The following is a 24549-nucleotide window of genomic DNA, read 5'->3' on the forward strand; positions in this document are numbered from 1 at the left end:
ATGAAGAAAATTCTAGGTGTTTTAACAATAGTAGTATTACTTGTATCAGTTTGTCTTTACTTTTTTTCTAAACAACCTAAAAACATTTTTGATGAAATCTATCAGGAAACAGAGAAAACCTATCGCACAAATAATATTTTAAGAAATATAGAAGGTTTTGAAATCGATGATGTCTGGCCAAGTGATGGAGATCATTTTAAATATAGCCCTTTAGGAAAGTATAAGACTCCTCCAGAGGATTATCTTGAACTGAGAGTTGGATTTAATTTTGAGAAAGCGTATAGTAAACTGTTTGTTTCATTTGAGAGAAAAATAGCTGATGGTACGAAGCTATGGATGGTCAACAAATATAATCCAAATACTAAAACAATCACAAAGTCAATTCAGATTGTGATATCAGGAAATGAGGATAGTTATATCGAAGACGAAGCTCAGGTGAAATCCTACCTAGAGCAGTACGGTATCACTGCTAAGGATTTGGATTCTTACTACGACGAAATCGTCAACCAGAAAGTCTTGAAAGACTGGTGTTCGATTTATGACAGTAAGTACTCACCAAGCAACTATGGCGATGTCAAGATTGAAACCCAGTGGGAGAATTGGTGATAACATGAAGAAAATCTTAGGTTTAGTAGCTTTAGTCGCAATAATCGTATTATCCTGTTTTTACTTTTTTGTGCGTCAACCTAAAAACATTTTTGATGAAATTTACCAAGAAACAGCAAAAAATTATTTGGGACATTATAACTTCAAAGACTTAAAAAATGTGACAGTAAAAAATCGAAAGCTTTATGATTCGAATATGAATGAAACGGATAAGTATGAATCAATAATAACATACGATGATTCTTCTCTTGGAAGCGATGTGAAGAATTTAGAACTACGGTTTAATTTTGATGGTAGTAGTAAAGGTGTAAATATTTGGTTTGAAAGATATGCTAACTCAGGAGAAAAAATTAACTTTGTTATTCATTACGAATTTAATAAAAAAGTATTAGTTAAAAAAATTCTGATTTATGAAAATAGATCGGAAACTTATATCGAAGACGAAGAGCAAGTAAAATCCTATCTAGAGCAGTACGGTATCACTGCCAAGGATTTGGATTCTTACTATGAAGAAATCGTAAACCAAAAAGTCTTGAAGGACTGGTGTTCCATTTATGACAGTAAATACTCGCCAAGCAACTATGGCGATGTCAAGGTTGAAACCCAGTGGGAGAATTGGTGACGAGGGTCAGTAGATATTTTGGAAAATATCCTATGAATTGAAGTGGGAATCCCACCTAGAACGAACTAGGTGGGATTCTTTGCCTATAAAATGAGAAATTAGCGAATCTTGCTCTATTTTTTAACGTGTTCCGATAAAAAGGCGTAGGCCATGGTTCCAAAGATGGCACCAATTCCCAAACCTAAGACTAGTAAAGGGAGCGTTTTATCGAACTGGGAGAGATTGTCCCAAAAGGTATCGAGGGGAAGATGCTGAACAAAGAGTTTGTGAAAGGCTGATAAGACAAACAAGCCAATTGGAATGCTGATGAATACACCCCAACTATGAACTTTGATTTGGCTTTTGCTGTAGCTTTTATGATGGATTTCGGACGGGTCATCCTTGTCTAAATTTAAGTTGCGAACTGCTAGTCTCGCCCTAGATGAGAGGACGAAGATAAGTCCAAAATAGAGGTAGGGCATAGCATCTCGAACCAACTCTATGAAGCGTCCAAATAGGAGATAGAACAAGAAGAGTAGGAGGGAGGAGTAAACGATTTGGATCAAGGAACGCGCACAAGCCCTGTAGATCACCTCTTGGCGGCATTCATCAAAGGGGCCTTGTATGTGAAAGAATAGTTTGAGTAAGCGAGTGGTGAAATCTTCTTTTTTCATGGGAGTAATCTCCTAAATCAACTGTTTTTGATCTACTTCTTTAACTACTTGATAAAAGTTATAGAAGTAGGCCAAACTTGAAATGATGGTTACGGCTAGGAATATTGGTAATTTCCATTGGGTGGGGTTAGTTAAAAGCTGTGGCAAGGATATGAGGAGAAAGAAGAGCGCGGCGTTGAGGCTAGGTATCCGTTTTGATTGGATTATTTCCAGTCCTTTATTGAGCGCAGGAAGAAAGAGGAGTAAGAGTATTAAAACTGTATGAGATATAGCTCCTGAAACAAGGGCGATGGTGAGGAAAATACTGATAAAAACATGACTGATCAGTAGTCTAGCTAGTGATTTCATAAGGCACCTCCTAGTCGTCTTCTTGGTCTTTCTTGGCTTTTCGAATGCGAAGAGAGACGATAATTTGTATGGTCACTCCGAAGAAGAAAGTAGCTAGGATAGTTGATACAAAATGCCCTGTATTTAAAAGAGAACCAAGATAATTCTTGCTATCATCGGTTAGGACATTCAGAAGCGGTATTCCAAAGAACATGCCCATTCCATAGATCAGACCCGCTTTTAGACCCGGAAAATGTAGCTGTTTGCTTTCTTTTTTACTCAGCATTTCGGGATCAATAGCTGTGATGCCCGTTTTCTTGGTTTGAGAGACCACATAGAGGGCAGCCATCATCGAAATGCCAAACACCACGAGAGGATAACCGATAGCGACAATTTGCGGGTATTTATAAGCAAGGACAAAGGGGATGAGGTTGCCAAATGTCATCAGATAAAAGAGGACAATAAAGACCTGATTCCCGATACGATCGGCCTCGCGCCGTTTGTGTTCGTCAAGGGGACCAGAAATACCGTATATGCGTTTGATGAGTTTTTCAGTGAGAGTTTCTTTTTTCATTTGTTTGCTCCTTTTTTAAAAATCGTCTTCCCAAAAGAGGCTATTGAGGTCAGTTTGGAGGCTGCGGGCGAGGTTGAGACAGAGTTCTAGGGTTGGATTGTACTTGTCATTTTCAATCATGTTGATGGTCTGTCTCGAGACACCGATATCTTTGGCGAGCTCGAGCTGGGAAATGCCCAGTTCCTTGCGGAATTCTTTCACACGATTCATAGGGTCTCCTTTCTGATATGTCGTATATATTTGACTATATTATATTCTTTTGGGGATGAGGTGTCAAGTATATATGACATATTTTTGAGAATTTTTTTCGAAGAAACTTAGCCTTGTCTGACAAGTGCAAGCTGGTCAGATTTGTGGTAAAATAGATAGGATATGACAAAAGAATTTCATCATGTAACGGTCTTGCTTCATGAAACGATTGATATGCTTGACGTAAAACCTGACGGTATCTACGTTGATGCGACTTTGGGCGGAGCAGGCCATAGCGAATATTTATTAAGTAAATTGAGCGAAAAAGGGCATCTCTATGCCTTTGACCAGGACCAGAATGCCATTGACAATGCGCAAAAACGGTTGGCACCCTATATCGAAAAGGGGATGGTAACCTTTATCAAGGACAACTTCCGTCATTTGCAGGCACGTTTGCAGGAGGCTGGTGTCCAGGAAATTGATGGAATTTGTTATGACTTGGGAGTGTCCAGTCCTCAGCTGGATCAGCGTGAACGTGGTTTTTCTTATAAAAAGGATGCGCCACTGGATATGCGGATGAATCAGGAAGCTAGTCTGACGGCCTATGAGGTGGTCAATCATTATGACTATCATGACTTGGTTCGGATCTTTTTCAAGTATGGTGAGGATAAGTTTTCTAAACAGATAGCTCGTAAGATTGAGCAAGCGCGTGAGGTGAAACCCATTGAGACAACGACGGAGTTGGCAGAGATTATCAAGTCGGCCAAGCCTGCCAAGGAGCTCAAGAAAAAGGGACACCCTGCCAAGCAGATTTTTCAGGCTATCCGAATCGAAGTCAATGATGAGCTGGGCGCTGCAGATGAATCTATCCAGCAGGCCATGGACATGCTGGCTCTGGATGGTAGAATCTCGGTCATTACCTTCCATTCGCTGGAAGACCGCTTGACCAAGCAATTATTCAAGGAAGCTTCAACAGTGGAAGTTCCCAAAGGCTTGCCCTTCATTCCAGATGACCTTAAGCCCAAGATGGAATTGGTATCCCGTAAGCCAATCTTGCCAAGTGCTGAAGAGCTAGAAGCCAACAATCGTTCGCATTCAGCCAAGTTGCGCGTGGCTAGAAAAATTCACAAGTAAGAGGAAAAACATGGCAGAAAGAATCGAAAAAACAAGCCAGTTATTGCAAACGAAGTTCAAAGGTTTTTCACGTGTGGAAAAGGCCTTCTATGTTTCGATTGCTGCAACAATGATTATCCTGGCAATTAGCGTTGTGTTTATGCAGACCAAGCTATTACAAGTTCAGAATGAATTGACCAAGGTCAATGCTCAAATCGAAGAAAAGAAAACCGAGCTAGATGATGCCAAGCAAGAGGTCAATGAATTGATTCGTTCAGAACGTTTGAAAGAGATTGCAGACTCTAAAGATTTGCAGCTGAATAACGAAAATATCCGAGCAGCGGAGTAAGAAATGAAACAGTGGAAAGAAAAAATCATCCGTTATGCCGTTCGTAACCGTAAATCTCCAGAAGAAAATCGCCGAAGAGTAGGGAAAAGCCTGAGTTTATTGGCTGTCATACTCTTCGCTGTCTTTTTGGTCAACTTTGCGGTCATCATCGGAACGGGTAAAAAATTTGGTAAGGACTTGGTTCAAGAAGCCAACAAGGTTCACCAAACAACCAAGACGATTCCTGCAAAACGGGGAACCATCTACGATCGTAATGGAACGCCTATTGCAGAGGATGCGACTTCGTATAATATCTATGCCGTTATTGATAAGACCTACAAGTCAGCAACAGGCAAAATTCTCTATGTAGAGGATTCTCAATTTAATAAGGTAGCTGAAATTTTCCATAAGTATCTGGATATGGAGGAGTCTTATGTCAAAGAACAGCTTTCTCAACCAGATCTAAAACAGGTATCCTTTGGGACCAAGGGAAATGGGATCACCTATGCCAATATGATGGCTATTAAAAATGACCTCAAAACTGCTGGTGTTGAGGGAGTTGACTTTACAACTAGCCCTAACCGCAGTTATCCCAATGGACAGTTTGCTTCTTCCTTTATCGGTTTAGCGCAACTCCATGAAAATGAGGATGGCACCAAACGTTTGATTGGGACATCTGGATTGGAGAGTTCTTTAAATAACATTCTGGCGGGTACAGATGGGATCATCACCTATGAGAAGGATCGTCTGGGAAATATTGTTCCGGGTACAGATCAAGCTTCTCAACAAACGGTAGATGGAAAGGATGTGTACACAACCCTTTCTAGTCCCTTGCAATCCTTTATGGAAACCCAGATGGATGCCTTTCAGGAAAAGGTAAAAGGCAAGTATATGACGGCTACCTTGGTCAGCGCTAAAACAGGGGAAATCCTGGCTACGACCCAACGGCCGACCTTTAATGCAGATACCAAGGATGGCATCACAAAAGACTTTGTCTGGCGTGATATCCTCTATCAAAGTAACTATGAGCCAGGGTCAACCATGAAGGTGATGATGTTAGCTTCGGCTATTGACAACAATACCTTCCCTGGTGGCGAATACTTTAACAGTAGCGAATTGAAAATAGCTGATGCGACCATTCGAGACTGGGACGTCAATGAAGGATTGACCAGTGGTGGCACTATGACCTTCTCTCAAGGATTTGCCCACTCAAGTAATATCGGAATGACCTTGCTTGAGCAAAAGATGGGGGATGCAACCTGGCTGGACTACCTTAACCGCTTTAAGTTTGGGGTGCCGACCCGTTTTGGTCTGGCGGATGAGTACACAGGTCAATTGCCTGCTGATAACATTGTCAATATCGCCATGAGTTCATTTGGACAAGGGATTTCTGTTACCCAGACCCAGATGCTTCGTGCTTTTACAGCTATTGCCAACGATGGGGTTATGTTGGAGCCGAAATTTATCAGTGCCCTCTATGATCCAAATGACCAGTCTGTTCGTAAGTCTCAAAAGGAAATTGTCGGAAATCCTGTGTCAAAAACAGCAGCGTCCTCTACTCGGGAGCACATGGTCATGGTCGGAACAGATCCTGTCTACGGTACCATGTACAACCACAGTACAGGAAAACCAAATGTCAATGTTCCAGGTCAGAATGTAGCCCTCAAGTCTGGTACAGCCGAAATCGCTGACGAGAAAAATGGAGGCTACTTGGTTGGTTCTACCAACAACATTTTCTCAGTTGTGGCTATGAACCCTGCCGAAAATCCTGATTTTATCTTGTATGTAACGGTTCAACAGCCTGAACATTATTCAGGTATCCAATTGGGAGAATTTGCCAACCCAATCCTTGAGAGAGCCTCTGCTATGAAAGAATCCCTCAATCTTCAGTCAACTGCCAAGAGTTTGGATCAGGTTAGCAAGACGACAAGCTATGCTATGCCAGCTACCAAGGACTTTACTCCAGGTGACCTAGCAGAGGAATTGCGTCGCAACCTTGTCCAACCAATCGTTATCGGAACAGGAACCAAGATCAAGGAACTCTCGGTTTCTGAAGGAGATAATTTGGAAGCCAATCAGCAGATCTTGATCCTGTCAGATAAGGTCGAAGAAATGCCTGATATGTACGGCTGGACAGATGAAAATGTGCAAACATTTGCCAAATGGCTGAATATAGAAGTCGAGTGGGAAGGTAGTGGCAAAACGGTCAAGAAACAAAGTGTCCGTGCCAATACAGCTCTCAAAGACATTAAAAAAATGAAAATAACTTTAGGAGATTAAGATGATTAGTTCCATTAGTGCTGGAGTTCTAGCCTTTCTATTGACCTTGATAGGTATTCCAGCCTTTATCCGATTTTATCGAAAAGCACAGATTACGGGTCAGCAGATGCATGAGGATGTCAAGCAACACCAAGCTAAAGCTGGGACTCCAACCATGGGAGGTCTTGTCTTCCTGATTGTTGCAGTTGTTGTGAGCTTCCTTGTCGCTCTCTTTACCCAACAATTGACCAACAATGTAGGCATGATTTTGTTTATCTTGGTTTTATATGGTTTGGTAGGTTTTTTGGATGATTTCCTCAAGGTCTTTCGTAAGATTAACGAAGGCTTAAATCCCAAGCAAAAGCTTGCTCTCCAGCTCCTTGGAGGAGTGATCTTCTACCTCTTTTATGAGCGTGGTGGCGATATGCTTTCAGTTTTTGGCTACCAAGTTCATCTGGGTATTTTCTATATCTTCTTTGCCCTTTTCTGGCTAGTTGGCTTTTCAAATGCGGTGAACCTGACGGACGGGATTGACGGCTTAGCAAGTATTTCCGTAGTGATTAGCTTATCGGCCTACGGTGTGATTGCTTATATGCAAAATCAACTGGATATCCTTCTTGTGATTCTTGCCATGATTGGTGGTTTGTTAGGCTTCTTCGTCTTTAACCACAAGCCTGCCAAGGTCTTCATGGGGGACGTTGGAAGTTTGGCTCTAGGTGGGATGCTGGCAGCAATCTCTATGGCCCTCCACCAAGAATGGACCCTTTTGCTGATTGGGATTATCTATGTCTTTGAGACAAGCTCTGTCATGATGCAGGTCACCTACTTCAAACTTAGTGGTGGGAAGCGTATTTTCCGTATGACACCTGTGCATCACCATTTTGAGCTTGGAGGATTCTCAGGCAAGGGCAATCCTTGGAGCGAGTGGAAGGTTGACTTCTTCTTTTGGGGAGTTGGGCTTCTAGCAAGTCTCTTGACCTTAGTCTTTTTATACCTACTGTAAAACTAACTTTTGATGACAAAATAAAACAGGATGAAGGTGATCTTCATCCTGTTTTTGTGTGCTTAAAGGTTAGTTGGAGTCATCCTTTCTTCCTTTTAACATAAAAGTGGCTGTTAGGGCTAGGCTAAGGCCTGCTAAGAAGAGGAGTGGGTTAGATGCTTCTCCTGTTGCTGGAAGTTGTTCTTTAGGAGAATGATTTCCAGCTTTAGCAAGACTCGGACTAGCTGAAAGTTGTTCAGTCTCGTGTGCCAAGGTTTCTGCATCTGAAGCACTTGGCTTTTCCTCAGTGTTAGAGCTTGTTCCAGTAGCTTGATAGACGACAGCATAGGTACTGAAATGATTAGTGATGAATTCTACCTTTCCGTCTTGAACGGTGAAATCAAGGGCTTGCAACTCCTTGGTCGGAGCGATGTAGTAGATGTTTTCTACGCTAGCTGAAATAGGCAAGCGAACCAAGACAGAGCCTTTTGGCTGCAAGCTATGATCGGTTGGATTTTTAAGCTGTAGGTCGTAAGCATCATAGGTCTTACCAAAGAGTTCTTGAGCTAGGACACGTCGGCTAGAAACGTGAGAAATTCCTTCTAAGTCGCTGGCTCCACCGATGATTTCTACTCCAGTTTCCTTATCTTTTAAGACTCGAACTGGATAGTCAGGAAGGCTAAGGCTTGGAGCAGCCTGATCCCCACTAGTTCCGATAGGTTTGGTGTATTCAGGTTTTTCAACAGTAGGTGCTTCCTCTTGACCTGCTGTTCCGATCGGTTCGGTGTATTCAGGCTTTTCTACAGTAGGAGACTCTTCTTGTCCCGCCGTTCCGATAGGTTCGGTGTATTCAGGCATTTCTACAGTGGGTGGCACTTCTTGCCCTGCAGTCCCGATAGGTTTAGTGTATTCAGGAATTTCAACTGTTGGAGCTTCTTCTTCTCCTGCAGTTCCGATAGGCTCGGTGTATTCAGGTATTTCTACTGTTGGAGCTTCTTGTTCTCCCGCAGTTCCGATAGGCTCAGTGTATTCAGGTATTGTCACTGTAGGCGGTTCCTCTTGCCCTGCCGTTCCGATAGAATCAGTATATTCCGGAATTTCAACAGTTGGAGCTGGTTCGTCCCCCTTGCTTGTAGTTGGTCGCTTCTCATCGACTTTCTTTTCATCCTTTTTAGTAAAGACGGCTACGACAGGACTGCTAGTGGTAGTTCCTTGAATAGCATATGCTTCAATGACATTTCCAGCTTTGCGATCGGTTTCGTCAGGGATTGGGATTTGAACTTGATTGTCTTGGAGTGATAGGATAGTCTGATCTCCACTTGTAACTAGATGTGTTTCATCCACTTTGCGCAAGACTAGAGGATCTTTGACACCTGGGAAGGTTACAGCGATGGCTTCCCAGTCTCCAGATGGTTGGGTTAAGGAAATGGTTTTGTCATTTTCCTTAAGAGGCGCGATGCTCGGGCTATCTAAACCAACAGCTGGAGCTTTGATGATATCAAAGGAGTCTAGAGAGATTTTCTTGCGACCTTCTGGCGAATCTGGGTCAACTTGTAATGTCAGGGTGTGTGGACCGTCAGTAAGGTTTGTAAATTCGCCAATGAAGGCTCTCTTTTCGGTTGCACCTGAAGTGTAGAAGTCTAGACTTGTCATTTCTTTGCCATCTAGTGTAACACGTGCTCGTCCAAGGGCAAGGCTCTTCAAGCCATAAATACGAATGCCCGTCCCTGTAAAGGAAATGGTTGCCTGACCTTCTGAAGCTGCACTAGAGTCGCTGTTGTTAATATCAGCGTATTTTTCCGTACCTCCGTAGAGTTCAGGGTCAGACCAGTCCTTAAACTGGGAACCATACTGGATACGCGAATCACGATCATCCATTTTTTCAATCGTGTTACCTGTTCCTGCTAGAATCTTGAAGTAGTCTAACGAAATTTTCGAGCGCTCACTACCACGTCCTTTGTGCTCACGTTTAACACGAAGAGTCAATGTGTGAGGTCCGTCAGATAATCCAGCGAAGCGACCGATGAGACTACCTTTTTCAGTTGCTCCAGCAGTATGGAAGTCAAGCTCCCCGACCTCTTTGCCATCAATTTTAGCAGTAGCAAGACCTAATTCAGACGATTTCAGTCCATAGATTTCGATACCAACGCCAGTGAAAGGAATGGTGGCAGTCACGTCTTGGTCTGTGTAGTTTCCTTTTGAAAGGTCAGTAAATTTCTCTGTTCCTCCAAATAATTCTGAGTCTGCCCAGTTTCCAAAGGCAGCTCCGTACTGGATGCGGCTATCTCGGTCGTCCATCAACTTGCTATAGGTTTCGACAGTGGCCTGTTCAGACACTTGTGTGGCAAGCTCGCCCAGCATAGCCTTGACAGTATAGGTGTAGGCGAGTTGAGGATCTAGTGATCGGTCAATAAAGTTAGTTTGATTGGTTACAAATTCTCTGGTCGCAGAGGCTTGGCCAGTTTCGTCTTTCACTTGTCTTTGGATGACATAGTGGGTAGCGCCTTCTACTTGGTTGAAGGTGAGTTCAGCAGTGACTCCATTTTGTCGAACTGCTGTTAGACTGGTTACACGACCAGGGAAGTGTTCAAAGGTAATGACGTCACCTTTTTGTGTTGCCAGTTGGATGCGATTGTTTTTGAGAATCGTTGCTTTGACTGGTTTGCCATTGACCTTGATTTGGCTGGCTTCGATATTTGGATAGTCTACAATTAGGTCTCCACCGACATTTGAAAGGAAGGACAAGCTTTGCAGGTTTTTATCTTTCCACTTCATGCTAACTTCAAAGTTACCACGGGCAACCAAACCAGAAACCTGACCGTCTTTCCAAGCATCAGGAAGGGCTGGCAATGGCGCAATATAGCCTGTATGAGATTGGAGGAGCATTTCTGCCATCCCACTGGTTGCCCCAAAGTTTCCATCTATTTGGAAAGGCGCGTGGGTATCCCAAAGGTTTTCTAGGGTTGAATACTTGAGCTGTTCAGCGAGCAAGCGATGGGCACGGTTACCGTCCAGCAAACGAGCCCAGAGGTTGATTTTATTGGCCTTAGACCAACCAGTACCACCATCTCCACGGTGGTTCAAGGTAGCACGCGCAGCCTCTAGGTATTCAGCCTGGTCCTTGCTAAAGAGCGTACCTGGGAAGAGACCTACCAGATGAGACACGTGGCGGTGGTTATTTTCAATGCCTTCATTAGTGAATTGCGGACTGTCCTCCTCGTACCATTCCTTGATGCGTCCCTCTTTGTTGATGTGAAGTGGTTTTAGTTTGTCAAATTTAGCCTTGACCTCTGTGACTAAGTCTTGGTCGACATTCAGATGGTTGGCGACTTCCATGTAGTCGTGGAATAGCTGCCAGACTAGCGATTGGTCAAAGGTGTTTCCGATGGTGATGGTTCCGTGTTCTGGTGAGTAGGATGGAGAAGACACCCAACGGTCACTGGCCTGGTCATAGTGCAAGAAGGAATTCCAGAACTTAGCTGTTTCCTTGAGCATTGGATAAATCTTTTCTTTGAGATAGGTCTCATCCTTGGTAAATTTATAGTAGTCATAGACATTCTGCATCATCCAGGCATTGGCTGCTGGCGACCAACCCCAATAGTAATTCCAACCAGGAGTTGTCCAGCCAAATGGTGTTGCTTGAGTGTGGACCAACCAACCATTTTCTTGCCCATCTTTGGATTCGATGCCAGCGTATTCCTTAGCAGCGATACGACCATAATAGCGCATGTCGTCAATGTAATTGATCATTGGCTTGGCTGTTTCAGCCAGGTTGTTCATGTAGGCTGGCCAATAGTTCATTTGCAAATTGACATTGAGGTGGTAGTCAGCGTTCCAAGGTGGATTGTCTACGGCATTCCAGACTCCTTGTAGGTTGGCAGGAAGGGCATCTGTCCGATCACGAGACGAACTGATGAGTAGATATCGGCCGTATTGGAAGAAGAGTTCTTCCAATTTTTGCCCTTTTTCTGGGTTATAGCCTTGAAGGGCCTCTTTAGTCGTTTGAGCAGTCTTGTTTCCGCCTAGATTTAGTTTAACGCGGTTAAAGAGACTTTGATAGTCCTTGATATGGGCCTTTTTAAGTGTTTCGTAGTCTTTGGCCTTAGCTGCTTCGACAATCCCTTTAACTGTTTTTTCGAGGTCAATGTCTTTTCGATAGTTGGTTTTTGGATTCTGAGCAAAGTTAGTCTTAGCACTGAGATAGAGGGTCGCATAACTTGCGCCTGTAACGGTTAGTGTCTCATTCTGAACAGTAACTGTTCCATCCGTTTTAATTCCTAAATAGGATGCAAATTTGAGGCCGTTATCTTTAACAGTTCCCTTTAGAAGGATTCCGTTTGCATCTGTAGTGACATGACCATTCTTATAGTTGGAATATTCCCAAGAGTAGTTGCCATTAGCAAGCAAGTCTTCTGTCAAACTGTTCCAAAGGGTAAAGTCAAGTGTCTTGTTTCCTTTTTTGGTCAAGTGGGTCACGGTGACATCATCAGGATAGCTGGAGAAGGTTTCGCGTTTGAAGGTCGTCCCATCTTGGGTGTAAGAAGTAGTCGTAGTGGCCTCTGTGATATCCAAACCACGGTAATAATCTGTTACTGTATCCAGACCTTTCTTCTGATTGTTAAAGACCATGAAGATATCACCAAAGGCTAGGTAGCGACCATATTGGGCATTATTAGGCCCAACGAGATTTCTTTCAGCTAGGCGTTTGGCTTTTTGGCGGTCTCCATCTTCAAGAGCCTTACGAATTTCTGCCAAGACCTTGTAGCGATCCTTGTAGTTCCCACCATTATAGTCGCTGCTATCGGGCTGGGGACCACCAGACCAGAGAGTCTTTTCGTTATACTGGATTCTTTCTTCACCAATCAGACCAAAGACCTTGGCTCCCATCTCGCCATTTCCGACTGGAAGGGCTTGTTTTTCCCATCCATCATAGGAAGGAGCTGTTGGATGATCGTAGTTGAGTTGATAGTTTTCTTGCTTTGTCACGGGCTGATCTGCTTTTTCAGGTTCCTTATTTTCTTTAGCTTCTACAATGGCTTCTTCACTAGCTTGACTATTTGTCGTCTGAGTCTCGTTAGCTGGCTTACTTTCAGAAACTACTGGACTTTCTGCTAGAGACGGATTTGTAGTTTCAGTCGCTTTAGCAGCTTTGGATTCACTATCAGGCTTAGTGATAGATTCGACAGAGGTCGGTTCAGTTTGTTTGACCTCAACACTGTCTGCGGCTACAGTATGGTTGACTAGAAAAACAGCCCCCAGTAAAACAGAAGCAGTCCCAACCGTTAGTTTACGGATGCTATAGCGACAGGATTTCTCCCAAAATCTTTTGTCCATAGAAATCTCCTTTATATTTTTGGAACCGTTTACATTTTGTAAAACAAATCCCTATATTTTTGTTTCTATTTACCTCCCATTCTACTGGTCATCTAGCATTTGTCAAGAGGTTTTTAGCAAGATACATATTTGCTGTTGTTTTTTCTTAAAATAGTAGAAGAAAGAGAGGAAAGGGTGGAATTATTCGTAATTTCATAGTTCAATCTGATTGTTAGACTAGCTTAGAATTGGCTTAACCCCTTTTTGAAAGCGTAAAACAAACTAGTCAGGAAAGTCACTTTGTGGTATAATATAGAAGACTCAAAAAGAAACAGGAGAAAAAGAATGGATTTACTTTTAGCAATTATCTTGATTGTGCTAGCTTTTCTAGGAGGAGCTCTTGGAGGTATGTATTTGGTTCGTAAGCAAATCGAAAAAGAATTTGCTGACAACCCACGTTTGAACGCTGAGGCAGTTCGTGCTCTCTTGAGCGCAAATGGTCAAAAACCAAGCGAGGCCAAGGTACAACAAGTTTACCACCAAATCATCCGCCAACAAAAAGCAGCTCTTGCTAACAATAAAAAGAAATAAATAGGAAAAGTCTGGGATAAAAGTTCCAGACTTCTCACTATGTTCAATAGCTCTCAAGGATAAGACTTTTTCCTTGCATTCTATTGATATTTGATTATGATTAAAAGAGAGGCAGTTGCCATTCTATCAAGCTGTCTGTCCGTTCATTTAGGACGAGTAATTATGATGAACTATCAATCAGAAAAAAGACTAGAAAGAAGACTGTATGGATAATCGACCAATTGGTTTTTTGGATTCGGGTGTCGGGGGCTTGACTGTGGTACGTGAGCTCATGCGCCAGCTTCCCCATGAAGAAATCGTCTATATTGGAGATTCGGCACGGGCGCCCTATGGTCCCCGTCCTGCTGAGCAAATCCGTGAATATACTTGGCAGTTGGTCAACTTTCTCTTGACCAAGGATGTCAAAATGATTGTCATTGCTTGTAACACTGCGACTGCGGTCGTCTGGGAAGAAATCAAGGCCCAACTAGATATTCCTGTCCTAGGTGTGATTTTGCCGGGAGCTTCGGCAGCTATCAAGTCCAGTCAAGGTGGGAAAATCGGAGTAATTGGAACCCCCATGACAGTCCAATCAGATATCTACCGTCAGAAAATCCATGATCTGGATCCGGACTTACAGGTGGAGAGTTTGGCCTGTCCAAAGTTTGCCCCCTTGGTGGAGTCTGGTGCCCTGTCAACCAGTGTCACCAAGAAAGTGGTCTATGAAACCCTGCGACCCTTGGTTGGAAAGGTGGATAGCCTGATTTTGGGTTGTACCCATTACCCACTCCTTCGCCCCATCATCCAAAATGTCATGGGACCAAAGGTTCAGCTCATTGATAGTGGGGCAGAGTGTGTACGGGATATCTCGGTTTTGCTGAACTATTTTGAAATCAACCGTAGCCGAGATGCGGGACCTCTTCAACATCGTTTTTACACAACAGCCAATAGCCAAAGTTTTGCCCAGATTGGAGCAGAATGGCTGGAAAAAGAGATTCATGTGGAGCATGTAACTTTATGACAAACAAAATTTATGAATACAAGGATGACCAGGACTGGTATGTCGGTGTCTGGGATGTCTATGGAGGCATCTATAGCCTTATCAAAGATCCTCTCGAGCTTGATTTTATGGATTTAGCGCGGATTTTTCGTGACGAAGAAAATGGCTTTCCGATTACGATAACGGTGATGCGCTGGTCTTCTAACTTTCGTCTGCTCTCCTTTATCGTTGAGATTTTAAATGCAGAAGCAGGCCGCAATCTAGAAGTCATCCAACGTCAGGGTGCCCTGCTCTTGATTGAAAATGGACAGCTTTTGCATGTCGAATTGCCTAAAGAAGGAGTTGAAGTGGAAACCTTCTTTGAAACTAGCAAGGTCAGAGAAACTCTGCTCATTGCGACTCGTAACGAAGGAAAGACCAAGGAATTCCGAGCTATCTTTGACAAGTTAGGCTACGATGTGGAAAATCTCAATGACTATCCAGATTTGCCTGAAGTAGCTGAAACAGGTATGACCTTTGAAGAAAATGCCCGCCTCAAGGCAGAAACCATTTCCCAATTAACAGGCAAGATGGTGCTAGCAGATGACTCAGGTCTCAAAGTCGATGTCCTCGGCGGTTTGCCAGGAGTCTGGTCAGCCCGTTTTGCAGGTGTGGGAGCAACCGACCGTGAAAACAATGCCAAACTCTTGCACGAATTGGCCATGGTCTTTGAACTCAAGGACCGTTCGGCTCAATTCCACACAACCCTAGTCGTAGCTAGTCCAAACAAGGAAAGCTTGGTGGTTGAAGCTGACTGGCCAGGTTATATCAACTTTGAACCCAAGGGTGAAAATGGCTTTGGTTATGATCCGCTCTTCCTTGTGGGAGAGACAGGTAAGTCAGCAGCTGAATTAACCCTTGAAGAGAAAAATAGCCAATCCCACCGTGCCTTAGCCGTTAAGAAACTTTTGGAGGTATTTCCATCATGGCAAAGCAAACCATCATTGTAATGAGTGATTCCCATGGCGATAGCTTGATTGTGGAAGAAATTCGTGACCGCTATCTGGGGAAAGTTGATGCCATTTTTCACGATGGTGACTCAGAACTACGTCCAGACTCTCCGCTCTGGGAAGGCATCCATGTCGTCAAAGGGAATATGGACTTTTATGCTGGCTACCCAGAACGGTTGGTGACTCAACTTGGTCCCACTAAGATCATCCAGACGCATGGACACTTGTTTGACATCAATTTCAACTTTCAAAAGTTGGACTACTGGGCTCAGGAAGAAGATGCCGATATCTGTCTCTATGGTCACTTGCATGTGCCAAATGCTTGGATGGAAGGCAAAACACTCTTTTTAAATCCAGGCTCCATCAGCCAACCACGAGGAACCATCAGAGAATGTCTCTATGCTCGAGTGGAGATTGATGACAGCTATTTTAAAGTAGACTTTTTGACACGTGACCATGAGGTTTATCCAGGTCTGTCCAAGGAGTTTGCTCGATGATTGCCAAGGAATTTGAAGCATTTTTATTGGAGCAGGAAGAGACTTTTCTTACCCCTGCTGAGAATCTAGCAGCCTTGATTGATACCCATAACGCTGACCATGCAATTTTGGTGCTGAGCCAAATCACCTATACCCGTATCCCAGTTGTGACCTTTGACAAACGCTTTGTTGGAACCATTGGTCTGAGAGACATTTTGGCTTATCAAATGGAGCAAGGTTTGACGGATGAGCAGATGGCAACGACAGACATCGTCAATATGACCAAGATGGATGTGGCAGTTGTCGCTCCAGACTATAACATCACAGAGGTCCTCCATAAACTGGTGGATGAACCCTTCTTGCCAGTGGTAGATGATGAAGGGATTTTTCAAGGAATCATCACGCGCAAGTCCATCCTCAAGGCTGTCAATGCCCTTTTGCATGACTTTAGTAAGGAATATGAGATTCGATGCAAATGAGAGATAGGATTTCAGACTTTTTAGAGGGAAAGCAGGGTTTGTCTGCCAATTCCAAGCAGTCCTATAGATATGATTTGGAGCAATTTTTAGATATTGTAGGTGAGCGGATCTCTGAGACTAGTCTCAAGATTTACCAAGGCCAGCTAGCCAATCTAAAAATTAGCGCCCAGAAGCGAAAACTTTCGGCCTGCAACCAATTTCTCTACTTTCTCTATCGAAAAGGAGAAGTGGACAGTTTTTACCGTCTGGAATTAGCCAAACAAGCTGAAAAGAAGACTGAAAAGCCAGAGATTCTAGACTTAGATTCTTTTTGGCAGGAAAGTAATTATCGAGAAGGACGCTTGCTGGCGCTTCTTATCTTGGAAATAGGGCTTTTGCCAAGTGAGATTTTAGCCCTTAAGGTTGCAGATATCAATCTGGATTTTCAGGTGTTGCGAATCAGCAAGGCTTCCCAACAGAGGATTGTCACCATACCCACGACCTTGATTCCAGAGCTAGAACCCTTGATGGGGCAGACCTATCTCTTTGAAAGGGGAGGGAAAGTCTATTCTCGTCAGTGGGCCTTTCGTCAGCTGGAGTCCTTTGTCAAGGAGAAAGGTTTCCCAACCTTATCCGCTCAAGCCTTGCGGGAACAGTTCATTCTAAGACAGATAGAAAACAAGGTCGATTTGTATGAAATTGCAAAAAAATTAGGATTAAAAACAGTCCTGACCTTAGAAAAATATAGATAATGGATATTAAATTAAAAGATTTTGAAGGACCCCTTGACCTGCTCTTGCACTTGGTTTCTAAGTACCAGATGGATATCTACGATGTGCCCATTACAGAAGTCATCGAACAGTATCTAGCCTATGTCTCAACTCTGCAGGCCATGCGTCTGGAAGTAACGGGCGAGTATATGGTTATGGCTAGTCAGCTGATGCTGATCAAGAGCCGCAAGCTCTTGCCAAAGGTAGCAGAAGTGACAGACTTAGAGGATGACCTGGAGCAGGACCTTCTCTCCCAAATCGAAGAATACCGCAAGTTCAAACTCCTGGGTGAGCACTTGGAGGCTAAGCACCAAGATCGGGCTCAGTACTATTCCAAAGCGCCGACAGAGTTGATTTACGAAGATGCAGAGCTTGTACATGACAAGACGACCATTGACCTCTTTTTGGCTTTTTCAAATATCCTAGCCAAGAAAAAAGAGGAGTTCGCTCAGAACCACACGACCATCCTGCGCGATGAGTATAAGATTGAGGACATGATGGTCATCGTAAAAGAGTCCTTGACTGAACGAGACCAGTTGCGCTTGCAGGATTTGTTCAAGGAAGCCCAGAATGTCCAAGAGGTCATTACCCTCTTTTTGGCGACCTTAGAGTTAATCAAAACTCAGGAATTAATCCTCGTGCAAGAGGAGAGTTTCGGAGATATCTATCTCATGGAAAAGAAGGAAGAAAATCAAGAGGCATAAAGCTAGACTTGATAGAGAGGAAAGATGAGTACTTTAGCAGAAATAGAAGCGCTCTTGTTTGTAGCAGGTGAAGATGGGATTCGGGTCCGTCAGTTGGCTGAACTCCTCTCTCTGCCACCGACAGGCATCCAACAGAGTTTAGAAAAATTAGCCCAGAAGTATGAAAAAGACCAAGATTCGAGCTTGTCCCTGATCGAGACAGGTGGTGCATACAGATTGGTCACCAAGCCTCAATTTGCAGCGATTTTGAAGGAATACTCCAAGGCACCCATCAACCAGAGCTTGTCTCGGGCTGCCCTTGAGACCTTGTCCATCATTGCCTACAAGCAACCGATTACCCGAATTGAGATTGATGCTATTCGTGGGGTCAATTCTAGTGGAGCTCTAGCTAAGCTACAAGCTTTTGAATTGATAAGAGAAGATGGGAAAAAAGAAGTTTTGGGCCGCCCTAATCTCTATGTGACTACGGATTATTTCCTAGATTACATGGGGATTAACCATTTGGAAGAACTGCCAGTGATTGATGAGCTTGAGATTCAAGCTCAAGAAAGCCAATTATTTGGTGAAAGGATAGAAGAAGATGAGAATCAATAAATATATTGCCCACGCAGGTGTGGCCAGTAGGAGAAAAGCAGAAGAGTTGATCAAGCAAGGCTTGGTAACCGTCAACGGCCAAGAGGTACGTGAACTCGCAACGACTATCAAGGCTGGTGATAAGGTTGAAGTTGAAGGCCAGCCTATCTACAACGAAGAAAAGGTCTACTACTTGCTCAATAAACCACGCGGAGTGATTTCCAGTGTGACAGATGATAAGGGCCGCAAGACTGTTGTGGATCTCTTGCCTAATGTCAAAGAACGCATTTACCCTGTGGGACGTTTGGACTGGGATACATCAGGTGTCTTGATTTTGACCAATGATGGGGACTTTACAGATGAAATGATTCACCCCCGTAATGAGATTGACAAGGTCTATGTCGCGCGTGTTAAAGGTGTGGCTAATAAGGACAATCTCCGCCCCTTGACCCGCGGTCTTGAGATTGATGGCAAGAAAACCAAGCCAGCTGTTTATGAAATTCTCAAAGTGGATCCAGTTAAAAATCGCTCTGTGGTACAGTTGACCATCCATGAAGGACGTAACCATCAGGTTAAAAAGATGTTTGAAGCTGTCGGTCTTCAAGTGGATAAGTTGTCTCGGACACGTTTTGGACACCTAGACTTGACAGGTCTTCGTCCAGGAGAATCCCGTCGCCTTAATAAAAAAGAAATCAGCCAACTACACACTATGGCTGTAACCAAGAAATAATGAAACGCATCTTAATAGCGCCAGTACGCTTTTACCAACGTTTTATCTCCCCAGCCTTTCCACCTTCTTGTCGCTTTGAGCCGACTTGTTCCAACTACATGATTCAGGCTATTGAAAAACATGGCTTCAAGGGTGTTCTGATGGGCTTGGCTCGAATTTTCCGATGCCATCCTTGGTCGCCAATAGGAAAAGATCCCGTCCCAGACCACTTTTCCCTCAGACGAAATCAAGAAAAAAAATAACCCAACATCAGGTGATGTTGGGTTTTCTTGCTTATTTCAAAGCTTTTTGAGCGTCTTCAATCATGAGTTTAGTTGATTCAAGACCGCCGCCACTTAGATACCAGAGGTCTGGTGTTAGTTGGATAATTTTACCATTTTTAGCGGCAGGAGTTTCAGCGATGAGGGCATTTTCTAGGACGCCATCGTTGCTAGAGTTGTCCCCACCAATGGCAAGGGTGCGGTTGATGACAAAGAGGATGTCAGGATTGATTTCTTTGACACTTTCAAAGCTGACTTCCTGGCCATGGCGAGAGTCTTCAAATTTGGTGTCAGTTGGCTTGAATTTCAAAGTTTGGTACAAGAAAGAGAAACGAGATTGGGCACCAAAGGCAGCCATTTTTCCTTCATTGAGGAGGATAGCAAGGGCTTTTTTGTCAGAACTTTCGTTTTTAGTAGCGACTTCTTGGATACTCTTATCCAGGTTTGCCAATTCTTCTTTGGCTTTCTGAGTGCCTGTTTCACCAAAGGCGCTTGCAAGGGATTCGATGTTGGTCTTGGTAGAAGTCCAGTAGTCGTCCTTACTTGCTTGGAAGAGAACGGTTGGAGCAATTTCTTTGAACTTGTCTACGAATTTTTGGGTACGTGGAGAAGCGATAATCAAATCCGGCTCAAGAGCAGCAATGGCTTCTAGGTCTGGCTCAACCATGGAACCCACATTGTTGACATTTCCTGTAAGATCTTTTAGGTAAGTCGGAACAGTTTTTGTAGGCATTCCGACGATATTCTTTTCAAAACCTAAAGCGCGAATAGTATCCGCAGCACCGAGGTCAAAGGTCACAATCTTTTCAGGAACCTTTGAAAGTTTGACCTCATCTAGTGAACTTTTAATGGTTATCTCTGTTGGAGCAGAGCTACTTGTCTCTGTCTGGCTATTGCTTGAATTTGTATTTGTACTACATGCACCAAGTAAGAGCAAGAAGCTAGCCGCTAGGGCAGTGAGATAAAGTTTAAGGGATGTTTTCATGATTTCTCCTTTTTAAAATATAGTAACGATGTAGGGGGTCTCTTAAATAGGTTTGTTAGCTAAGAGACAGAGGGTTCTCTAACATGAGTTCAGAATAGCTAGCTATAGATACAGATCTTTTTGCCATTGATATCAGCCAGTGTGATGGGAATCTCATAAAGTTGACTGAGCAGGTCAGCCTGCATGATTTGAGCAGTCGTTCCCTTGCAAAAGACTTGACCGTCTTTAAAGGCAACAATTTCATCCGCATACTGGCTAGCCATGTTGATATCGTGGAGGACGATGATAATGGTTTTGCCAAGTTCCTCCACCAGTCGCCGAAGGATCTGCATCATGCTGACACTTTGCTTGATATCGAGATTATTTAGTGGTTCGTCCAGCAAGATAAAGTCTGTATCCTGGGCTAGTACCATGGCGATAAAGACACGTTGGAGCTGTCCGCCAGACAGACTATCGATGTAGCGGTCTTTTAAGTTTGTCAGTTCCAGATAGTCCAGAGTTTCTCGGATTTTTCCCCAGTCTTCTGCCCTCAGTCGACCACGGCTGTAGGGAAAACGTCCAAAGCTGACCAATTCTTCTACAGTCAATTTGGCTTGGTAATTGATCTTCTGCTTTAGGATGGTGAGTTCTTTGGCCAGTTCTTGCGAATTCCAACTCTCGATTTCACGCCCTTTGATACTGAGAATTCCCTGATCTTTCTTGGTCAGTCTGCTCATGATGGAGAGAAGAGTTGATTTTCCAGCACCATTTGGACCAATAAAGGCTGTCAGTTTCTGAGGACTGACTTCAAGCGAAATATCCTGCAAAATATCCTGTTTTTGAATGGATTTGTCAATGTTTTCCAATTTCACCGACGGGCCCTCCTGTAAAGTAAGATAAAGAATAAGAGACCACCCACACTCTCGATGATCATGCTGATGCGAATTTCCAGTGCAAAGACTCGTTCGATGAGGGCTTGCCCCAAGGTCAAACTAATAAATCCAATCAGAATGGCTACGATAAAGAGCAACTTGTGCCGATAATCTTTGACGATTAGGTAGGTAAGATTGGCTAGCATAAAGCCGAAGAAGGCCATAGGTCCTACCAAGGCAGTCGCTGTTGAGGTCAAAAGCACGATGCCCCAGAGGAGTTCTCTCTGTTCTTTTTCAACATCGAGTCCCAGTATCTGAGCCGTTTCTCTTTGCAGGTGCAAGACATCCAGAACGACTGCTTTTCGAAAGAAAAAGATTGTCAAGGCAAGGATGATCAGAGAACCGATGGCTAGGATGGAAGTGTTGAGATGCTGAAAGGAGGCAAAGAGACTGTTCTGCAGTTTATCGTATTCATTTGGATCCATCAGGACTTGGAGGAAGGTACTGATATTTCGAAAGAGACTTCCGAGCGCTAGACAGATTAGCAGAATGAAAACCAAATTTTGCTTCATCAGCGTCTTCAAGTAGCCTTGTAAGGCGAGAAAAAAGAGGGATTGAAGCAGAAGCAAGACTAGAAATTCTAAGATAGGAGACTTTCCAAGCTGTAGAAATTTGCTTTCAAATATCAGTAGCAGGGTCTGTAGCAGGACATAGAAGGATTCGATTCCCAAAATACTTGGCGTCAGAAAGCGATTTTCCGTCAGGGTTTGAAAACTAATGGTCGAAATCCCTGTCGCGATGGCTACCAAGAGATAAACGATGATTTTTTGGGAACGCAGCTTCCAGGCAAAGACAGACAGGTTAGTGATAGGCCAAAAGTAGAGGAGACAAGCTCCGATGGCCAGAATAATGAGAAGGCTGAAGAGTTTGGTATGTTTGCTTTTAAACTGCATCCTTTTGTCCCCCTCTCCAGAGAAGTAGGATAAAGACGAGGCTACCGATGATTCCTAGTAGGAGACTGACAGACAGCTCATAGGGCCGAATCAAGACTCGAGAGAGGATGTCGCAGGCCAGAACCATATTGGCTCCGACCAGAGCGACCATGAGTTTAGTTTGGCTCAGATTATCTCCATAGCGCTTGCGGACAAGATTGGGAACGATGACCCCGAGAAATGGCAAGGCACCCACGGTAATCATGGTGACACTTGTCGTTAGCGCCACTAGAAATAGGGCCAGCTTTTCAAGTAGGGAGTAAGAAATTCCCAAACTCTCACTGGTTTCCTTACCCAGATTCATGATGGTAAAGGTTTGGGATAATTTCCAAACGGCTATCAGGATAATGAGGCCTAAGAAGAGCCACTCATACTGATGGGTCTGAATCATGGAGAAGGAACCCTGGGTCCAAGCCGTCATACTCTGAACCAGATTGAAACGATAGGCGATAACTTCTGTGATAGAACCGATAATTCCACTATAGATGATCCCGATTAAGGGCAACATCCACCTTTCCTTTACAGAAAAAATAGTCATAAAGGCTAGGAAGAAGAGAGTAAATAAGATGGAAGAGCCAAAAGCAAAGATCATCTTTTGGGTCAGACTCGCAGACGGAAAGACAAAGAGGCTTAACACCATTCCCAGTTTGGCAGCTTCTGTCGTTCCGACTGTACTCGGAGCAGCAAATTGATTTTGAGTAATGGTCTGCATGAGGAGTCCTGCCATGCTCATGCTAGAGGCTGCAAGGAGAATACTGATGGTTCTTGGAAGACGCGACTCTTGAAAGAGAAGCCAAGTCTGTTGGTCAAAAGCAAAGAATTTTTCCCAAGAAAAATCACTGGTTCCAATGGTAATGGAGAGAAAGACCAGGAGTAGAAGTAAGCCTGTTAAAATATGGAGAGTTTCATGCCCCGTCCTTTCATGTAGATTTGGTATAAAAATACCCTTGGAGATAATGTAACACGATTTTTTTAATCTGTCAATAAATTTTCTGACAATTTAATGTAAAAAGAAAGAAAAATTTCTGAAATAATATCTATCCCTCTATTTTATAGGATAAACTAGTAAAAACTAATCCAATTTCCTACTATCCTTCTCCTATAAAAAGTGGTAAAATGGAGGACAGAAAGAAGGAACTGATATGACAACATTATTTTCAAAAATCAAAGAAGTAACAGAGCTTGCTGCGATCTCAGGCCACGAAGCGCCTGTCCGGACTTATCTTCGTGAGAAGTTAACACCACATGTGGATGAAGTAGTGACAGATGGCTTAGGTGGTATTTTCGGTATCAAGCATTCAGAAGCTACGGATGCACCGCGTGTCTTGGTCGCTTCTCACATGGATGAAGTTGGTTTTATGGTCAGCGAGATTAAGCCAGACGGTACTTTCCGTGTGGTTGAAATCGGTGGCTGGAACCCTATGGTGGTTAGCAGTCAACGCTTTAAACTTTTTACGCGTGACGGTCGTGAAATTCCTGTGATCTCAGGATCTGTTCCTCCACATTTGACTCGTGGAAAGGGTGGACCAACCATGCCAGCCATTGCCGATATCGTTTTTGATGGTGGGTTTGCGGACAAGGCTGAGGCAGAAAGTTTTGGTATCCGTCCGGGTGACACCATCGTTCCAGATAGCTCAGCGATCTTAACAGCCAATGAAAAAAATATCATCTCAAAAGCTTGGGATAATCGCTACGGTGTCCTCATGGTAAGCGAGCTAGCTGAAGCTTTATCAGGTCAAAAACTGGGAAATGAACTCTATCTTGGCTCTAACGTCCAAGAAGAGGTTGGTCTGCGTGGTGCTCATACTTCCACAACCAAGTTTGACCCAGAAGTCTTTCTGGCAGTTGACTGTTCACCTGCTGGTGATGTTTATGGTGGCCAAGGTAAGATTGGGGACGGAACCTTGATTCGTTTCTATGATCCAGGTCACTTGCTTCTCCCAGGTATGAAGGATTTCCTTTTGACAACAGCTGAAGAAGCTGGTATCAAGTACCAATACTACTGTGGTAAAGGCGGAACAGACGCTGGCGCAGCTCATCTGAAAAATGGTGGTGTCCCATCTACAACTATCGGTGTCTGCGCTCGTTATATCCATTCTCACCAAACTCTCTACGCGATGGATGACTTCCTAGAAGCTCAAGCTTTTTTGCAAGCCTTGGTGAAAAAATTGGACCGTTCAACGGTTGATTTGATTAAACATTATTAAGCATAAGGGAGGTGGTCG

General features: G+C 43.6%; 26 protein-coding genes. 17 read left to right on the forward strand and 9 right to left on the reverse strand.

What is annotated here, in order from left to right; genetic code table 11:
* Both NYE79_RS01980 and NYE79_RS01985 read left to right on the forward strand, forming a co-directional pair.
* Window positions 1-606, forward strand: a complete 606-nt coding sequence (locus NYE79_RS01980) for a TipC family immunity protein (RefSeq protein ID WP_216728904.1) — start codon at window positions 1-3, stop codon at window positions 604-606.
* 4 nt (window positions 607-610) lie between these two features.
* The gene (locus tag NYE79_RS01985; RefSeq protein WP_000721850.1) at window positions 611-1228 is read left to right on the forward strand and encodes a TipC family immunity protein; all 618 of its coding nucleotides are present in this window, start codon (window positions 611-613) and stop codon (window positions 1226-1228) included.
* 113 nt (window positions 1229-1341) lie between these two features.
* Here the strand turns inward: NYE79_RS01985 and NYE79_RS01990 are convergent, their stop codons facing one another.
* Genes NYE79_RS01990 through NYE79_RS02005 form a run of 4 tightly spaced genes read right to left on the reverse strand, consistent with a single transcriptional unit; the run spans window position 1342 to window position 2992 of the window.
* A complete protein-coding gene (locus tag NYE79_RS01990; RefSeq protein ID WP_216728903.1) occupies window positions 1342-1881 on the reverse strand; it encodes a DUF3278 domain-containing protein in 540 nt (179 codons plus the stop codon).
* A 12-nt stretch (window positions 1882-1893) separates the two neighbouring features.
* Entirely contained in the window at window positions 1894-2229 is a 336-nt protein-coding gene (locus NYE79_RS01995; RefSeq protein WP_216728902.1) for a hypothetical protein, read from the reverse strand.
* A gap of 10 nt (window positions 2230-2239) precedes the next feature.
* Complete coding sequence (locus NYE79_RS02000; RefSeq protein ID WP_216728901.1) at window positions 2240-2782, reverse strand: DUF3278 domain-containing protein; 543 nt, start codon at window positions 2780-2782, stop codon at window positions 2240-2242.
* A gap of 15 nt (window positions 2783-2797) precedes the next feature.
* The gene (locus NYE79_RS02005; protein WP_001082470.1) at window positions 2798-2992 is read right to left on the reverse strand and encodes a helix-turn-helix transcriptional regulator; all 195 of its coding nucleotides are present in this window, start codon (window positions 2990-2992) and stop codon (window positions 2798-2800) included.
* Window positions 2993-3154: 162 nt separating this feature from the next.
* Here NYE79_RS02005 and rsmH point away from each other — a divergent pair, with 162 nt between their 5' ends.
* The 4 genes from rsmH to mraY are packed head-to-tail and all read left to right on the forward strand — an operon-like array spanning window position 3155 to window position 7674.
* The gene (rsmH, locus tag NYE79_RS02010) at window positions 3155-4105 is read left to right on the forward strand and encodes a 16S rRNA (cytosine(1402)-N(4))-methyltransferase RsmH (RefSeq protein ID WP_000159388.1); all 951 of its coding nucleotides are present in this window, start codon (window positions 3155-3157) and stop codon (window positions 4103-4105) included.
* A 10-nt stretch (window positions 4106-4115) separates the two neighbouring features.
* Window positions 4116-4433, forward strand: a complete 318-nt coding sequence (ftsL, locus tag NYE79_RS02015; RefSeq protein ID WP_049519852.1) for a cell division protein FtsL — start codon at window positions 4116-4118, stop codon at window positions 4431-4433.
* A 3-nt stretch (window positions 4434-4436) separates the two neighbouring features.
* Window positions 4437-6692, forward strand: coding sequence for a penicillin-binding protein PBP2X (gene pbp2X, locus NYE79_RS02020; RefSeq protein ID WP_216728900.1), 2256 nt, complete (start codon window positions 4437-4439; stop codon window positions 6690-6692).
* A 1-nt stretch (window position 6693) separates the two neighbouring features.
* Entirely contained in the window at window positions 6694-7674 is a 981-nt protein-coding gene (mraY, locus tag NYE79_RS02025; RefSeq protein WP_044020241.1) for a phospho-N-acetylmuramoyl-pentapeptide-transferase, read from the forward strand.
* Window positions 7675-7743: 69 nt separating this feature from the next.
* Here mraY and NYE79_RS02030 read toward each other — a convergent pair whose 3' ends face one another.
* Window positions 7744-12987, reverse strand: coding sequence for an SIALI-17 repeat-containing surface protein (locus tag NYE79_RS02030; protein ID WP_339293749.1), 5244 nt, complete (start codon window positions 12985-12987; stop codon window positions 7744-7746).
* A gap of 324 nt (window positions 12988-13311) precedes the next feature.
* On the opposite strand from NYE79_RS02030, the gene NYE79_RS02035 reads away from it, so the two are divergent.
* The 10 genes from NYE79_RS02035 (at window position 13312) to yidD (ending at window position 19478) form a co-directional block, all read left to right on the forward strand.
* Window positions 13312-13557, forward strand: coding sequence for a YneF family protein (locus NYE79_RS02035; RefSeq protein WP_000364980.1), 246 nt, complete (start codon window positions 13312-13314; stop codon window positions 13555-13557).
* Between the two features lie 205 nt (window positions 13558-13762).
* Window positions 13763-14557, forward strand: a complete 795-nt coding sequence (gene racE / locus NYE79_RS02040; protein WP_000370379.1) for a glutamate racemase — start codon at window positions 13763-13765, stop codon at window positions 14555-14557.
* Complete coding sequence (locus tag NYE79_RS02045) at window positions 14554-15525, forward strand: nucleoside-triphosphate diphosphatase (protein ID WP_000182431.1); 972 nt, start codon at window positions 14554-14556, stop codon at window positions 15523-15525. Before racE ends, NYE79_RS02045 begins: the two co-directional genes overlap by 4 nt.
* Window positions 15501-16022: a metallophosphoesterase gene (locus NYE79_RS02050; RefSeq protein WP_001118939.1), complete on the forward strand. Its 522-nt coding sequence runs from the start codon at window positions 15501-15503 to the stop codon at window positions 16020-16022. The genes NYE79_RS02045 and NYE79_RS02050 overlap by 25 nt, the downstream gene beginning before the upstream one ends.
* Entirely contained in the window at window positions 16019-16480 is a 462-nt protein-coding gene (gene cbpB, locus NYE79_RS02055; protein WP_129326590.1) for a cyclic-di-AMP-binding protein CbpB, read from the forward strand. The genes NYE79_RS02050 and cbpB overlap by 4 nt, the downstream gene beginning before the upstream one ends.
* Window positions 16477-17211, forward strand: coding sequence for a site-specific tyrosine recombinase XerD (gene xerD, locus NYE79_RS02060; RefSeq protein ID WP_339293750.1), 735 nt, complete (start codon window positions 16477-16479; stop codon window positions 17209-17211). Before cbpB ends, xerD begins: the two co-directional genes overlap by 4 nt.
* Complete coding sequence (locus NYE79_RS02065; protein WP_000351885.1) at window positions 17211-17933, forward strand: segregation/condensation protein A; 723 nt, start codon at window positions 17211-17213, stop codon at window positions 17931-17933. The genes xerD and NYE79_RS02065 overlap by 1 nt, the downstream gene beginning before the upstream one ends.
* Before the next feature lie 24 nt (window positions 17934-17957).
* The gene (gene scpB, locus NYE79_RS02070; protein WP_000105285.1) at window positions 17958-18527 is read left to right on the forward strand and encodes an SMC-Scp complex subunit ScpB; all 570 of its coding nucleotides are present in this window, start codon (window positions 17958-17960) and stop codon (window positions 18525-18527) included.
* On the forward strand, window positions 18514-19236 hold the full coding sequence (locus tag NYE79_RS02075) for a pseudouridine synthase (RefSeq protein WP_216728897.1): 723 nt from the start codon (window positions 18514-18516) through the stop codon (window positions 19234-19236). The genes scpB and NYE79_RS02075 overlap by 14 nt, the downstream gene beginning before the upstream one ends.
* On the forward strand, window positions 19236-19478 hold the full coding sequence (gene yidD, locus NYE79_RS02080; protein ID WP_000821619.1) for a membrane protein insertion efficiency factor YidD: 243 nt from the start codon (window positions 19236-19238) through the stop codon (window positions 19476-19478). The genes NYE79_RS02075 and yidD overlap by 1 nt, the downstream gene beginning before the upstream one ends.
* 31 nt (window positions 19479-19509) lie before the next feature.
* On the opposite strand, the gene NYE79_RS02085 is transcribed toward yidD, so the two are convergent.
* The 4 genes from NYE79_RS02085 to NYE79_RS02100 form a co-directional block, all read right to left on the reverse strand.
* Window positions 19510-20481 carry a siderophore ABC transporter substrate-binding protein gene (locus NYE79_RS02085; protein ID WP_339293751.1) on the reverse strand — a complete coding sequence of 324 codons (972 nt, stop codon included), beginning with the start codon at window positions 20479-20481 and terminating at the stop codon, window positions 19510-19512.
* A 98-nt stretch (window positions 20482-20579) separates the two neighbouring features.
* Window positions 20580-21332 carry an ABC transporter ATP-binding protein gene (locus tag NYE79_RS02090; protein WP_049519848.1) on the reverse strand — a complete coding sequence of 251 codons (753 nt, stop codon included), beginning with the start codon at window positions 21330-21332 and terminating at the stop codon, window positions 20580-20582.
* Window positions 21329-22285, reverse strand: coding sequence for an iron chelate uptake ABC transporter family permease subunit (locus NYE79_RS02095; protein WP_339293752.1), 957 nt, complete (start codon window positions 22283-22285; stop codon window positions 21329-21331). The genes NYE79_RS02090 and NYE79_RS02095 overlap by 4 nt, the downstream gene beginning before the upstream one ends.
* Complete coding sequence (locus NYE79_RS02100; RefSeq protein ID WP_339293860.1) at window positions 22275-23219, reverse strand: iron chelate uptake ABC transporter family permease subunit; 945 nt, start codon at window positions 23217-23219, stop codon at window positions 22275-22277. The genes NYE79_RS02095 and NYE79_RS02100 overlap by 11 nt, the downstream gene beginning before the upstream one ends.
* Before the next feature lie 247 nt (window positions 23220-23466).
* Between NYE79_RS02100 and pepA the strand changes: the two genes are divergently transcribed.
* On the forward strand, window positions 23467-24531 hold the full coding sequence (pepA, locus tag NYE79_RS02105; protein WP_049478828.1) for a glutamyl aminopeptidase: 1065 nt from the start codon (window positions 23467-23469) through the stop codon (window positions 24529-24531).
* Window positions 24532-24549 lie beyond the last annotated feature (18 nt).

Origin of the sequence: Streptococcus sp. FSL W8-0197, assembly GCF_037963785.1 — a bacterium.
GTDB classification, from domain to species: Bacteria; Bacillota; Bacilli; order Lactobacillales; family Streptococcaceae; genus Streptococcus; species Streptococcus oralis_CQ.